The sequence below is a fragment of the Chryseobacterium gotjawalense genome (assembly GCF_030012525.1).
GTDB lineage: Bacteria > Bacteroidota > Bacteroidia > Flavobacteriales > Weeksellaceae > Kaistella > Kaistella gotjawalense.
In genome coordinates this window covers 2,643,179-2,657,025 of sequence record NZ_CP124855.1, presented here as the reverse complement: position 1 = coordinate 2,657,025, position 13,847 = coordinate 2,643,179, and the positions used below count along the sequence as shown (strand labels likewise).

At 37.3% G+C, this 13,847-nt stretch carries 15 protein-coding genes; 1 reads left to right on the top strand and 14 read right to left on the bottom strand.

The window, feature by feature from the left end:
- Nucleotides 1-39 precede the first annotated feature (39 nt).
- From guaB to QGN23_RS12145, 5 genes are all read right to left on the bottom strand, one after another.
- On the bottom strand, nt 40-1,500 hold the full coding sequence (gene guaB / locus QGN23_RS12165) for an IMP dehydrogenase (RefSeq protein WP_282904544.1): 1,461 nt from the start codon (nt 1,498-1,500) through the stop codon (nt 40-42).
- A 120-nt stretch (nt 1,501-1,620) separates the two neighbouring features.
- Nucleotides 1,621-2,145 carry a DUF4252 domain-containing protein gene (locus QGN23_RS12160; protein WP_282904543.1) on the bottom strand — a complete coding sequence of 175 codons (525 nt, stop codon included), beginning with the start codon at nt 2,143-2,145 and terminating at the stop codon, nt 1,621-1,623.
- 4 nt (nt 2,146-2,149) lie between these two features.
- Entirely contained in the window at nt 2,150-3,430 is a 1,281-nt protein-coding gene (locus tag QGN23_RS12155) for a DUF4252 domain-containing protein (protein WP_282904542.1), read from the bottom strand.
- A gap of 86 nt (nt 3,431-3,516) precedes the next feature.
- On the bottom strand, nt 3,517-4,173 hold the full coding sequence (locus QGN23_RS12150) for a hypothetical protein (protein ID WP_282904541.1): 657 nt from the start codon (nt 4,171-4,173) through the stop codon (nt 3,517-3,519).
- Nucleotides 4,174-4,184: 11 nt separating this feature from the next.
- On the bottom strand, nt 4,185-4,697 hold the full coding sequence (locus tag QGN23_RS12145) for an RNA polymerase sigma factor (protein ID WP_133439576.1): 513 nt from the start codon (nt 4,695-4,697) through the stop codon (nt 4,185-4,187).
- Between the two features lie 357 nt (nt 4,698-5,054).
- Here QGN23_RS12145 and QGN23_RS12140 point away from each other — a divergent pair, with 357 nt between their 5' ends.
- Nucleotides 5,055-6,503, top strand: a complete 1,449-nt coding sequence (locus QGN23_RS12140) for an IS1182 family transposase (RefSeq protein WP_282904540.1) — start codon at nt 5,055-5,057, stop codon at nt 6,501-6,503.
- A 225-nt stretch (nt 6,504-6,728) separates the two neighbouring features.
- Here QGN23_RS12140 and QGN23_RS12135 read toward each other — a convergent pair whose 3' ends face one another.
- From QGN23_RS12135 to hutI, 9 genes are all read right to left on the bottom strand, one after another.
- Nucleotides 6,729-7,085, bottom strand: a complete 357-nt coding sequence (locus tag QGN23_RS12135; protein ID WP_282904539.1) for a helix-turn-helix domain-containing protein — start codon at nt 7,083-7,085, stop codon at nt 6,729-6,731.
- Between the two features lie 145 nt (nt 7,086-7,230).
- On the bottom strand, nt 7,231-7,644 hold the full coding sequence (locus QGN23_RS12130) for a PaaI family thioesterase (RefSeq protein ID WP_282904538.1): 414 nt from the start codon (nt 7,642-7,644) through the stop codon (nt 7,231-7,233).
- Between the two features lie 37 nt (nt 7,645-7,681).
- Nucleotides 7,682-8,830, bottom strand: coding sequence for a 3-hydroxyacyl-CoA dehydrogenase NAD-binding domain-containing protein (locus QGN23_RS12125; protein WP_282904537.1), 1,149 nt, complete (start codon nt 8,828-8,830; stop codon nt 7,682-7,684).
- Between the two features lie 57 nt (nt 8,831-8,887).
- A complete protein-coding gene (locus QGN23_RS12120; protein WP_282904536.1) occupies nt 8,888-9,685 on the bottom strand; it encodes an enoyl-CoA hydratase-related protein in 798 nt (265 codons plus the stop codon).
- Between the two features lie 82 nt (nt 9,686-9,767).
- The gene (gene paaD / locus QGN23_RS12115; protein WP_282906401.1) at nt 9,768-10,235 is read right to left on the bottom strand and encodes a 1,2-phenylacetyl-CoA epoxidase subunit PaaD; all 468 of its coding nucleotides are present in this window, start codon (nt 10,233-10,235) and stop codon (nt 9,768-9,770) included.
- Nucleotides 10,236-10,363: 128 nt separating this feature from the next.
- Nucleotides 10,364-11,113 carry a 1,2-phenylacetyl-CoA epoxidase subunit PaaC gene (gene paaC, locus QGN23_RS12110; RefSeq protein ID WP_282904535.1) on the bottom strand — a complete coding sequence of 250 codons (750 nt, stop codon included), beginning with the start codon at nt 11,111-11,113 and terminating at the stop codon, nt 10,364-10,366.
- Nucleotides 11,114-11,195: 82 nt separating this feature from the next.
- Nucleotides 11,196-11,477 (bottom strand): 1,2-phenylacetyl-CoA epoxidase subunit PaaB, encoded by a 282-nt coding sequence (gene paaB, locus QGN23_RS12105; RefSeq protein ID WP_027376696.1) that lies wholly within the window; start codon nt 11,475-11,477, stop codon nt 11,196-11,198.
- Between the two features lie 35 nt (nt 11,478-11,512).
- Nucleotides 11,513-12,586 (bottom strand): DUF695 domain-containing protein, encoded by a 1,074-nt coding sequence (locus tag QGN23_RS12100; protein WP_282904534.1) that lies wholly within the window; start codon nt 12,584-12,586, stop codon nt 11,513-11,515.
- Entirely contained in the window at nt 12,583-13,812 is a 1,230-nt protein-coding gene (gene hutI, locus QGN23_RS12095; protein ID WP_282904533.1) for an imidazolonepropionase, read from the bottom strand. The genes QGN23_RS12100 and hutI overlap by 4 nt, the downstream gene beginning before the upstream one ends.
- Nucleotides 13,813-13,847 lie beyond the last annotated feature (35 nt).

The following is a 13,847-nucleotide window of genomic DNA, read 5'->3' as shown; positions in this document are numbered from 1 at the left end:
GAAATGATTTTTGCTGATATTCTATTAAGTTCGATTTTTTTACAGCGAATAATTCGGCGCTTCCTGTGTAATAATAACATCATGCGGATGCGATTCTTTTAAACCACTTCCTGTAATCATCACCATTTTTCCGTCTTTTTGTAAAGTATCGATATCTTTGGTGCCGCAGTATCCCATGCCGGCTCTGATTCCGCCAGTTAACTGAAAGACGACCTCTTCTAATTTTCCTTTGTGTGGAACCCGGCCTTCAATTCCTTCAGGAACGAATTTTTTGGCTTCACTTTGAAAGTATCTTTCTTTTCCGCCACGTCGCATGGCTGAAAGTGAACCCATTCCTTGATAAGCCTTGAATTTTCTACCCTGAAAAATAATTTCTTCACCTGGAGCTTCATCCGTTCCTGCCAATAATGAACCAAGCATTACGGCACTTGCGCCAGAAGCCAGAGCTTTTACAATATCGCCGGATAATTTAATTCCACCATCGGCAATTACGGCTACATTTTGGCTTTTCGCATATTCGAAAACATTATAGATTGCAGACAATTGAGGAACCCCAACTCCGGCAACTACTCTTGTTGTACAGATCGATCCGGGACCGATACCTACTTTCAGTATATTCGCGCCGGCATTTATTAAATCCTTTGCAGCGTCTGCAGTCACAATATTTCCTCCTACAATATCAAGATCAGGAAAGTTTTTCCGGATTTCTGTAATTTTATCTAAAACTCCTTTTGAATGGCCATGTGCTGAATCTACAGCGATAATATCGACCCCAGCTTTCACCAAAGCGGTAACCCTTTCAATGGTGTCTTCGCCAATTCCTACGCCGGCTCCTACGATTAATTTCCCTTTGCTGTCTTTGTTTGCATTGGGATATTCCATTTGATTATCAATATCTTTAATGGTAATTAAACCAACAAGTTTGAAATCTTGGTCAACGATAGGAAGTTTTTCTACCCGATTTTTCAACAGGATTTGTTTGGCTTGCTCCAGGGTGGTGGATTTATCAGAAGTAATCAATTTATCTTTAGTCATCAATTCTTCAACTTTTGCCTCCAGGTTTTCCTGATACTTTACATCCCGGTTGGTAATGATTCCAATTAAAGTATTTTCAGCGTCCACTACTGGTAAGCCGGAAATTTTATAATCAGCCATTAAATCTTTGGCGTATCTTAAAGTGTGGTCTTTTGTGAGTGTTACGGGATCAGAGATCATTCCGTTTTCTGAACGTTTTACCCGATAAACTTGTGCTGCCTGTTCTTCGATAGGCATATTTTTGTGAATAAAACCTAAACCTCCAACTCTTGCCAGAGCAATAGACATTTCTGCTTCGGTTACCGTGTCCATTGCTGCGGAAACGATGGGAACATTGAGGGTGATTTTATCGGAAAGTCGTGATTTTAAAGAAACCTGATTAGGTAAAACCTCTGAATAAGAAGGGATTAGAAGTACGTCATCGAAAGTGATGGCCGTTTCTACGATTTTGTTGTGGATAGACATCTTTACTTTCTGCGCGAAATTAAGTTATTTTTATCAAAGATGAAAATTTATGCTTTTTATTAACAGAAATTTAATAGGCATTTCAAAATTTAAAAATATTTGGTTTCTTTAAAAATAGAATTACTTCGTTACCATCTTATTCACTTCATTTTTCTCTGAATAATTAATGAGCCTGGAAATATCATCCGCCGTAAACTTGCCGGTAACATCTACAAGAACCAGTTCACTTCCCGAGGCAACCGTAATCATTAACCGCTTAATTTCGTCTCCTTTTTGTTTTGCCTGAAAATGAATCGTTTCTTTTTCTTTCTTCACGGTCATCCATTCTTCGAAATTATCTTTCTTCAAATATTTGGCAAAATCAGCGACCATTTCTGCATTTCCGTTTTGGATGGTCATTACTTTGATATCAGAAACTTTTTTGATGAGGTTGATGAGTTCTTCGCTTTCACCATCTTCCCGCAATGCTTTTTTTACAATGGGTTTTGCGAGAAACATCGGAACATTGATGCTCGTGAATTTGGCGTCTTTATAATCATAGTAAGGGTTATCAAAGAATCCCATATTCGGATGCTGTGATACAATACACGACTGCAAAGAAATCAATACTAAGGCAAATGCGGATAAGAAATATATTTTTTTCATGATTTTAATCTAAAGGTTTAATAGTTCCGCCACTTGTAGACTTGGTATCGGTGTTCGATATTTTGGGATTTCCTTTGTACCGGATTGAGGCTCCGGAACTGGCGCTTCCTGCTAAGGTTTCCGTGGCGTGAACTTTAATATTGGCGCCGGAAGAAGCATTTGCCATGACGTCTTTAGCGATGAGATTCTGTGCGTTACAGGCGGCGGCACTCGAGAAGTCGAGAGCTATTTTATCGGCGCTTCCTTCAATTGTTGACATAGAACCGCTGCTTCCTTCAACTTCTATGGATTTTGCACGGGCCGTAATTCGGGCACTTGAACCGGAACTGATTTCCATTTTTACCGCATTTTTAATATTTAAATCTGCATTCAAATTGGCACCCGATGAAATATCTGCTTTAAAATCGCTTTCATCAATGGTATTAATCGTTGTTAAAAGCGAACCGGAAGAAACCTTTACCGAAGAAAGTCGCGGCGCTTCGATGGTTACTAATAATTTTTTGAAATTTAAGTTCTTCTTATTTTTATTGTTTACCGCAATAACTAAGATTCCGTCCTGCACAACGGTAGAAACGTATTCCTGCATATTTTGGTCTGTATCTACAATGACCGACTGATTATTTCCCTGCGTGAAATTTACTTTAATACCGCTGGAAACTGAGACTCCTGTAAACCTTCCCACATTTCGGACCTGGCTTGTTCCGCTGGTAGTAATGTCCGAATTATTGGTGATAACGGTAGTTTTCGAACTGGTGGAAAAAGCTGAACTGATGGGCGCAGATTTTTCGGCTTCATTAATGAGGTTATTTACATCATCCATAGAAATTTTGCCGTCGAGCATCATTAATACTTGGTTTCCGTCGGAATTGATGCTCAGTAAAAGATTGTCGAGAATACCATTGGTGGCATCAGAAGACAGGAATTTTATTTTGTTGTCTTTACTGTTCACGGTCATCAGCTCTTCATATTTCATGCTTTTTATGGAAGCAGAAATGTCCGACTGTAATTTTTGGAACTGCGACTGTAGTTTTTGTTCGCCAGGCTTTTCAACAATTAAAATTTTCAGTCCGTTGATTTTACTTAATAACGGTTTTATTTGGGCCAGTTCATTATCAGCGATATTCAGTTTGTTCAGCATATTGAACATCGGTTTTGCAATCTTAATCGAGGTCACGCCGTCGGTTTCCTGGTATTTTTCAAAAAGCTGATCCAGCTTATCTTTCTGGGCATTGATTTGAAAGAAATGGGAAAAGAAAAGGGCAAATATTAAAAGTGATTTTTTCATGAGTATATTTTTATTTGTTAAAGGAACGCGTATTAAGGGCTTGAGTGGTGATTTGCCAACTGATACGCGTTTCATGATAATTGGTTTTAGTAATCATTGTTAAAGGAATTGATAACCTCAGTTTGAGCCATCGTTTTAGACACATTTTCGGACAGAATCCGGAAGGAGTACTTCGTCAAGTCAATCGCTTCCTGTTCGTTTTCTATTTTTTGTCCGTTGATAATCACGTAATTAGATTCGTATTTTGGTGTTTTTGTATTTTTTGGGACTGAAATTTCCGCATACCGTACTCTCGAGGTTCTGTTGATTCTACCTCTTTTCGGGATAAGCTGCTCCATGATATCTGTATCACTGTTTTGTTCAACCGTTCGGGTGGAGTCGGAAATGATGCTGTCCGATTTTATTTTTAAAGAGTCATTAATTAAATTAATTGCCAATTGAGATTCCTGTTGAAAGCTGTCTTTCTGTTTTAGAATTTCATTCTGCACGAGTTGATCTTTTTTATCAACCGTATTTCCGCTTTCATATTTAAAGAGAATTCCCAGCGCAACAAGCAGTACAACACTTGCCGCCATCCAGAAAATTTTCGGGAAAGAACCGCCTTCTGTCTTCGAAGTAAGTGGGATGGTTTTCTCTTCTTTTTCTGTTTCAGCTAAAAAATCTTCGAAATCCCAATTCATTTTTTCTTCCTTGATTTCTTTCAGGATTTCGGTATATTTATCTTTTGACGGGTCGGTTTTCATTTTCAAAATTTTTATAAACTATCAATCATTCTATTTTCGAAATCCATCAGCTTTTGAATCTGGTCTTTTACCTTTTGCCTTGCTCTCATTAGATTTACACGCACTGCATTTTCTTCCATATCCAGCATTTCTGCAATTTCCGAGACGTCATATTCCTCTACATCTTTCAGGTGAATCACGGCTTTCTGTTTTTCTGGCAGTTGGTTGATGAATCCGATGATTTGTTCTTTCAGATTATTGGTTTCCACCTGATAAAGCTCACTTCGATGCATCTGAAAATCTGCAAAACCCATTTTCACATCTTCGTGCTTCAGTCGGTTCAGACATTCATTTTTCACCGATTTCATCGCGTAGGATTTCAGATTGCCGAAATTAGCGAGTTCTTCTTTTTTCTGCCAGAATTTCATCATTAAATCCTGTACAACATCTTCGGCTTCATCGCTGCTCATGACAAATCTTTTCGCAAAACGATACATCTCATCTTTGAGGCAAAATACCGTATCCTTAAAAACTGCATGAGTCATTGTTTTGTTTCTATAAGTAAGACAACTAATTTCCGAATTTTATTACATCAAAATAAAAAAAACTTCAAAATTGTTTTTGAAGTTAAGTTTTTAGAATGAGTTTTCAATCGGAAAATTTATATTTGGGCAGACATTTCCGCCTTCCACTCCCGCTTTTTTTCTTGGCAGCGTCGCCTCCGCTCAGCTACCAAGAAAAAAGAGCTCCGTTCAAGTCGGGCTGCAGTTCAGGTTTTATAAAAAAGTGGGGCGAAAATATGAAGCCACTGAAAAAGTGTTTTTTAATAAACAAAGGAGCGAAAACAGTTTTGTTTTCGCTCCTTTTTCGTATCTTAAAGAAGTATTTCAAAAGCAGAATATATGTTGGTACAGCAAGAGAAACTAGCACTGAGTTCCTATTCCGGATTATATGATTTAATTGTTCCCAGAGAAAATCTTCTTCGTAAAATTAATGAGCTTATTGATTTTTCTTTTATCTATGATGAGCTTTTGAACAAATATTGTTTAAGCAACGGGCGTAATGCAGAAAGCCCTGTGCGGATGTTCAAGTACCTGCTTTTGAAAAGTATTTATACGGTTTCTGATGTAGATGTGGTGGAGCGTTCCCGGTATGATATGTCGTTCAAGTATTTTTTGGGAATGACTCCCGAGGAGAATGTCATTAATCCCAGTTCGCTTACAAAATTCAGAAAACTGCGTTTGAAAGACAGCGATCTGTTAAGTTTACTTATAGGCAAAACTGTGAGCATTGCCATTGAAAAAGGGATCATCAAATCCAAATCAATTATTGTAGACGCGACGCATACCCTGTCGAGAAGCAACCCGTTTTCAACGATAGAAGCATTGCGGGAACGCTCAAAATTACTTCGGAAAACCATTTATCAGTTTGATGACGAATTTAAAACCAAAATGCCTTCAAAAAACACCGATAATGATCTAAACAAGGAATTGGATTATTGCAGAGAACTCGAAAAACGTATTGAAAACGAACCCGCTGTCTGTGAGATCCCTGCCGTAAAGGAGAAGCTGAACCTTCTGAAAGAAATGATGGAAGATACTAACGAGCAATTGGTTTTTTCAAAAGATGGTGACGCCAAAACAGGTCACAAATCTGCTGACAGTTCATTTTTCGGATACAAAACACATCTGGCGATGACCGAAGAGCGCATTATCACGGCAGCCGTTGTAACTTCTGGGGAGAAGGGTGATGGCCCGGAGCTTCCAAAATTATTGCAGATGAGCCAAGATAACGGGATGGAGGTAGATGCCATTATTGGCGATGCCGCGTACAGCGGAAAAGAAAATCTGAAATTAGCAAAGGAACAAAACATCAAAGTGGTCGCCCGACTGAATCCCGCCATCACTCAAGGGTTCCGAAAAGATGAAGATCAGTTTGATTACAATAAAGATGCTGACCGTTTTGTTTGTCCCGCAGGGCACATCGCAATCCGCAAGGCTAGGCAGGGCAAAAAAAACAAAGGAAAAAATCAGGTTGACACTTATTATTTTGATGTCGAAAAGTGCAAGGTTTGCCCACTGAACGAAGGCTGCTACAAAGCCGGGGCGAAATCCAAAACCTATTCAGTCTCCATCAAATCCAATTTTCATCAGGAACAAATGGTTTTTCAGGAAAGCGATTATTACAAGGAAAAATCGAAACACCGCTATAAAATTGAAGCCAAAAACAGCGAACTTAAAAATGTGCACGGCTATGACAGAGCGATTGCTTACGGCATCGAAAATATGCAAATGCAGGGTGCAATGGCTATTTTCGCAGTTAATTTGAAGAGGATACTGAAGTTAATATAGAGAAGAACGATATCTGAGCAGTAATTTATCAAAAGTCGTCACAGAGCACACATCCAAGACCGTAAAGCCACAAAAATTTTATACTCAAAAAAAGAAAAGAGCTTATTACGAAAGTTTTAAACATCGTAATAAGCTCTCATTGTAACCCAAATTAGAAGGATAAACTAAAAATCATAGGGTTTTTCAGTGACCTCGAAAATATAATTTGTTTTTTTTATTAAATCATCAATAAGATTGAATTAATACTTCAGTTGGTATTTTCATGATTGCATGCAGGTTTCTAATCATTTCCAAAGAAAGTTTTCTTTTTTTATTTAAAATTTCACTTGCTCTACTTTTTAAACCAATAACTTTTGCCAAATCATTTTGGGAATAATCCATTTGTTCCATCCTGAATTTTATGGCTTCAATAGGATCCGGTAAATCAATCGGAAAATTATTATCTTCATATTTTTCAATCAGAATAGCCAAGACTTCAAGTTCGTCGCCTTCTTTTGTTCCTTTTTTTGCATCAAAAATAAGTTCAAGTCTTTGCAATGCCTGGTTATAATCCTGTGCAGTTTTTATAGGTTTAATTTCCATTTTCTTTAAATTTTATTTGCATCAATTTTATCATATTCAGCGTGAGTTCCAGTAATGTACAATTATTTCCCAATATGGGAATTGTGTAGAAATAAAAAAACTTCAAAATAGTCTTTGAAGTTTTAGTTGTAAATTAAAAGCAGGATTACAAATCCGTCACCTTTTTCTCAATTTTATAAACCGTTCCACGGAAAGTCGCCACCAGAACTTTATGCTGATTGGTGATCGAAATATCATAAACTCCGGTTTTTCGGGTGTCGGAAATCAGAACGCTTTCCGCAATTAAAGTATCACCCAATCTTACGGCTTTGGTAAAGTTCATGGAACAATGCAACGCCACAGAAGCTTCATTGGTATTATTGCTCGAAAAAGCCAAAGCAGAATCGGCAAGTGAAAAGGTAACGCCGCCGTGAACGGTTCGTAAACCATTGATCATTTCCTGTTTGATTGGCATTTCGATCAGGCAATATTTTTCCCGCACTTCGATGAGTTTTATTCCCATCCATTGCGAGAAATGATCCTGATTGAGCATGTATTGAGCGAGTTCGTGTGGAGACATATTGATCTGTTGATGTGGTGATTTGATGATGAGGCGATTAATGCATTTTCCGAAGTAACGGGCTTTGTCTGTATCTTTCTTCCTGATATTCGTCGTACAATTTTTGCAAGGTTTCAGAAATTATTGAATAACCGATTTCTTTTCCCCAAGCCAATAAACCTTTTGGATAATTCACGCCTTTTTGCATCGCGAGTTCCAGATCTTCATCATTCGCAATTCCGAGTCGTTTTGCTTCTACGGCTTCATTGATGAGCATTGAAATAATTCTCATGAAAATCATTTCATATAATTCTCTGTTTATCGCAATGTCTTGGCTCTTTACTCTTGGCTCTTGGCTCTCTTTAGAATAATCATAGAATCCTTTTCCAGTTTTTCTGCCGAGTAATTTTCCTTCTGCCATTCTTTGCTGCAGCAAACTCGGTTTGTATTTCGGATCGTGAAAATAATCAGCGTAAACGGTTTTCGTTACTGAGAAATTGACGTCAATTCCAATAAGATCCATTAATTCAAACGGTCCCATTTTGAAATTCCCCAAAGTTCGCATCGCATCATCAACCTGTTCAGGAGTCGCGATGTTTTCTTCAACAATTCTCAACGCTTCACCATAAAACGAACGTGCAATTCGGTTCACAATAAATCCTGGAACATCTTTCGCAATCACGGGAATTTTCCCCCAGCTTTCCATTAAAGTATAAATTTCCTGGGCTAATTTATTTTCTGTTAATAATCCCGGAATCACTTCAACCAAAGGCATTAAAGGTGCAGGATTAAAAAAATGAATTCCGATAAATCTTGAAGGTATTTTTAATTCCGAAGAAAGGGAAGTAATTGAAATCGAAGAAGTATTGCTCGAAATAATACATTTATCGGAGACAATTTCTTCTAAATTCTGGAAAACTTTGGTCTTGATTTCTTTGTTTTCAATAATGGCTTCAATCACCAAATCGCAATCTTTGAAATCCAGAAGTTTGGTGCAAGGTTTGATTTTATTGAAAATATACTCGCTTTTTTCTTCAGCTATTTTTTGTTTTTCAACCAATATGTCCAGAATTTTCTTAAGGTTTGCTAATGATTTTTCTGTTTGCGCAACATTTGTGTCATACAGAAAAACCTCACATCCAGAAGTTGCCGCAACCTGCGCAATTCCTATTCCCATTGTTCCAGAACCGATAATTCCTACTTTCATAATGTACTATATATTAATGTGTTGATAAGAAAATCGTCAAATTATCACATCATCGAATTATCTTCCTTTATATTCCGGCTTTCTTTTTTCTAAAAACGCAGAAACTCCTTCCATAAAATCTTCTGACTCAGCAGCTTCCTGTTGTAGAATTCCCTCGATATCCAGTTGTTTGCTCAAGCTGTTATCGTAAGATTCATTGAATGCTTTTTTGGTTAAAGAAATTGCTTTTGTCGGTAAATTTGAAATCTGTTCCAAAACTCCCATTGCATTCACAAGGAAATTCTCGTCTTCAAAAACATCAGCAATTAATCCTAAATCTTTTGCTTCTTTTGCAGATAATTTCTTTCCTGTAAAAGCCAGATAATTCGCCTGTTGTCTTCCCAAAAGTTTTGGTAACCAGTATGTTCCGCCCGTATCAGGAATCAACCCGATGTTCACAAAAGCCTGGGAAAAATAAGAAGATTCCGTCGCCAAAGTAAAATCACAAATCAAAGCCAACATCGCGCCGGCGCCAACTGCAGGACCGTTCACCAAAGAAATAACCGGCTTTCTAGCGTTTGCGATTTCTTTCACCAAAGGATTATAATAATCGATCACCATTCTTTGAATCACGCGGTCTTCTTCGGGATCGCTAAAAGACATGGCATCTTTTAAGTTTTGCCCGGAGCAGAAGGCTTTTCCACGACCTGAAATCGCCAGACAACGAACTTGTTCATTGCGGCTTCCATCGTGTATGAAGTTTTTCAGTTCCGTTAATAAAGTTTTATTTAAACTGTTAAAAGTTTCCGGATGATTCAGGAAAGCGATTTGTAATTTTCCGTCAAGGTGAGATTCGATTTCGAGATTCGTATACATGATTTGTTAATTTTTTATTGAAGGTCCAAATTACCATTATTTTCTCAGTCGGAAAATTTTAAAACTATGCCATCAATTCTATTTAGTGGCATTTGAAATAATCGAAAGGTTCCAAACAGTCGTTGCACTGATAACTGGCTTTGCAAAGCGTAGAACCGAAACGGCTGATCTGTCTGGTGTTTTCAGAACCACATCTCGGACATTTTTTCGGGATATTCAAATGATCTTCGTGCGAACCTTTTTCGGGAGGCGTGATTCCGTAAACGCGGAGTTTTTCCCGGGCTTCGTCGGTAATCCAGTCGGTGGTCCAAATTGGGGAGATTTTCGTGGTGACTTTTGCCTGTATTCCTTTTTCTTTAAAAAGTTTAATAATGTCTTCTTCAATATTAAACATGGCGGGGCAAGCCGAATAAGTCGGTGTAATCACAATTTCGACTTCATTGTCAGAAATCATTTTTGCTTCGCGCACGATGCCGAGTTCCACAATATTGATCACGGGAATTTCGGGATCGGGAATCAGGGAAAGGAGTTCGAATAAGTCTTGTTCTATTTTAACCACAGGATTTATTTTTTTTAACCAAAAAGTCACAAAAATTTTAGGATTATTAAAGTGAAAATCATGCTACATAAAAGTTCAAAAAAACTGAAAATCAATAATTTTATAACTATCAACTAAATTTACCAAGCGCAATTCGGATAAGTTCTCTGCATAAACTGCAGTTCGCACAAAATAAAACCAAAATATTCTGTGTGATAACCGGTTCGCGAACCTTTTTGCATAAAATCACTTTCCGGAATTTCTATTCCAAAATTTTTGAAATCTTCAGTCACTGTTTTTGTCCACACTTCGTGAATGTGTTTTCCGTCGGGAACGATTTCTAATTTTGCTAAATCTTCTTCGCCTGGAGTTTCCGCAAACATTCCGCCGGTATATTCCCACAGATTTTCAACTGCATTTTTTACGCGGATTTTACTTTCTTCGGTTCCGCCTGCAAACATTTTAATCCAGGTTGAAGTATGCGTATAATGGTATTTTACTTCTTTTAAAGATTTTTCGGCGATGGCGGAAAGTTGTTCATCGCTGCTTTTCATTAATTCCTGATAAAGAATTTTCTGATAAACCGAAAAGAAATAGACTTTCAAAATTGTGTTCGCATAATCGCCATTTGGAAGTTCGGATAACTGACAGTTCAGATATTCTTTTTCCAAACGCAGGAACGCCAAATCGTCTTCTGTTTTTCCCAAATCCTGAATTTGAGCGGCGTATTTATAAAAATTATTGGACTGTCCGAGATAATCCAGCGCGATATTCGTCAAGGCGATATCTTCTTCCAGATAAGGTCCCTGTCCGCATAATTCGCCCAGTCTTTGACCAAAAATCAAAGTATCATCGGCTAATTTTAAAGTATAATTAAAAAGTGGATTCATTTATTTTTTAGATTAAAGATGAAAGAACAAAGAGTAAAGACGATTGTCTTTTTTCTATTCTCTTTTTTCTCAAAGTCTATTGCTACATGTTTTTTACATCATTCGGGATTTCGTAAAAAGTCGGATGACGGTACAGTTTATCATCTGCCGGATCAAAAAATGCTTCTTTATCGATTCCTTCAGAAGTTACCAAATATTTACTCGGAACGACCCAAATTGAGGTTCCTTCCATTCTTCTGGTATACACGTCTCTTGCGGCTTGAAGTGCCATTTCTGCCGTTGCGGCCTGTACAGTTCCTGCGTGTTTATGGGAAAGTCCGGGTTTTGTCTGGATAAAAACTTCCCATACATCTAAGTTGCTCATTGCTCTGTTTTTTATGGTTTTAAAGATAAAGATTTTTAATGAATTCCGTATCGTTCAAATGATTGCCAATACTTATCTTTATAGATTTCGAACGTCATATCGTAGTCCGGATATTTTTGAACGGTTTCTGCCAAAACTTTAGATATTTTACGGAAATCTTTGCTCACGAAGTAAATTTCTCTGATATTATCAGCAGTTTCCCTGCCCAAATTCAAGTTTCCTTCTTCAGAATTGAGTTCGAGTATTATTTCCTCTTCGATTTTATTAAACAAATCATAATCTTCATCATCCGGAAAACCGTTGTCTTTGTCACCTAAATAGGCAATTCTCAAAACTGAGATCCACGGATGCGAAGCTTTTTCATTCCATTGTAATAAATCGACATTCACGGTGGCGAGCAAAGGAAAACCGTTTTCCAAAGTTCCTTCTAATAAAGAGTAAGAATCTTCAGTAGTGTCAATTTTTGAATCTTCGTATTTTTCAGTAAATTCTCTTTCGCGCCAACTTAGAAAATCTTTTAATTTTCCGATAGGAATCAGTTCTTTTTCAACTTCACTTTTTCCTTCGATGCTAAAATTATCAATCTGAGTTACAAAATTTAATTCACCCAAATAATTATCGATAAACAGATAAGTTCCATTGATGATCTCGTTTTCATTTTGGTCATTTAAATCTTCATGAACAAAAACCAAATCAATTTCATCCGGATAATCCTCGTCGTCGTTGGAATAGAAATAGATATTGTTTTTGTCGAAAATGTAATCACCCATTCTGATGCTCACATTCTCAATATCCAGCTCCGGTTTGAGCGCGGTGAGCTTCCAATTTTCAAGAGGAGGAGCTTCAGCAATAAGTTCTTCGGCGTACACGATATCTTTAATGCTTCCATCAACGGTGATAATGAGTTCGGCAGTAAGATCATCAGACATTCCTACAAGGATGAAGAAATTTTCATTCAATTCCTTCAATCGCGGCAGAATGATATTTAAGAAAATTTCATCAATATTTTGGCGTTCTTTCACCGCATTGAAAAATTCTTTTTCCTTGGTTTCAAACCACTTCCAAAACTCTTGATAAGTGGATTTGTTCAGTTTTTTTAATTCAGTCATGATGATTGTTTTTCGCCGTCAATATAAATAGATTCCGCTTTTAAACTTCCCTGCTGATAAAGCACGTTCTGGAAATTATCAGTTTCAAAAGTAACAAAATCTGCTTTCTTCCCTTTTTCTAAAGTTCCGCGGTCTTCTAAATTTAAAGCAAAAGCCGAACGGAAAGTGATTCCCGCCAAAACTTCTGCCGTTGATAATTTTTCGAAAGTGGCTAAAATGGAAGCTTGTGTAATCAGATTTCCCATCGGTGCAGAACCGGGATTCCAATCGGAAGCGATGGCTAGAATTCCACCTGCATCTAAAATTTTTCTGGCTGGCGTAAATTTTTCTCCTAAACCTAAACTCGCTCCCGGAAGTGCTGTTGCCACAGTTTCTGATTTCGCTAGAAACTCAATATCTTCATCAATTGTTGCTTCTAAATGATCGGCGGATTTTGCGCCAACTTCTACCGCAAGTCTTGAACTTCCCGACGTAAACTGATCGGCGTGAACGGTTATTTCAAAACCTAATTCTTTAGCTTTTAATAGAAACGTTTTACTTTCTCCCGGTAAAAACGCAGATTTTTCAATGAAAATATCAACTCTTTTCGCCAGGTTTTCTTCTTTTACTTTGGGTAAAATTTCAGCAATAATATAGTTTAGATATTCTGCTGAACTTCCTTCAAAATCTCTTGGTTTTAAATGCGCTGAAAGACAAGTCGGAACTAAAGTCGCTTTTGTAAATTCCTGTGCTTTTTTGATCACACGCAACATTTTCAACTCATTTTCTACATCCAAACCATAACCGGATTTTATTTCAATCGTCGTAATTCCCAATGAAATCAGGAAGTTGATTCTTTCTAAAGTCGTTTCTAACAATTCTTCTTCATTCGCCAATCTTGTATGTTGCACGGAACTCCAAATTCCGCCGCCACTTTCTGCGATTTCAAGATAAGTTTTTCCGGCATTTCGCATGGCAAAATCATTGGCCCGGTTTCCACCGAAACAAATATGCGTGTGAGAATCAGTAAAAGCCGGCAAACAAATCTGTTCACTTTCTATATTTTCAATCTCAACATCTGGGAATTTGTTTTTTAAATTTTGAAAAGAATCTACGATTTCTATTTTTCCGTCTTTAATTAAAAGTCCGCCTTCATTAATGATTTCAAGTTGATTATCTGATAATTTCCCACGTAAAGGAAGATTGGCAAGGGTAACAATTTGTTTGAAAGGACCAATTAATTTCATGACGGAGGTTTTTTTAAATATTTTCAAAAATAACA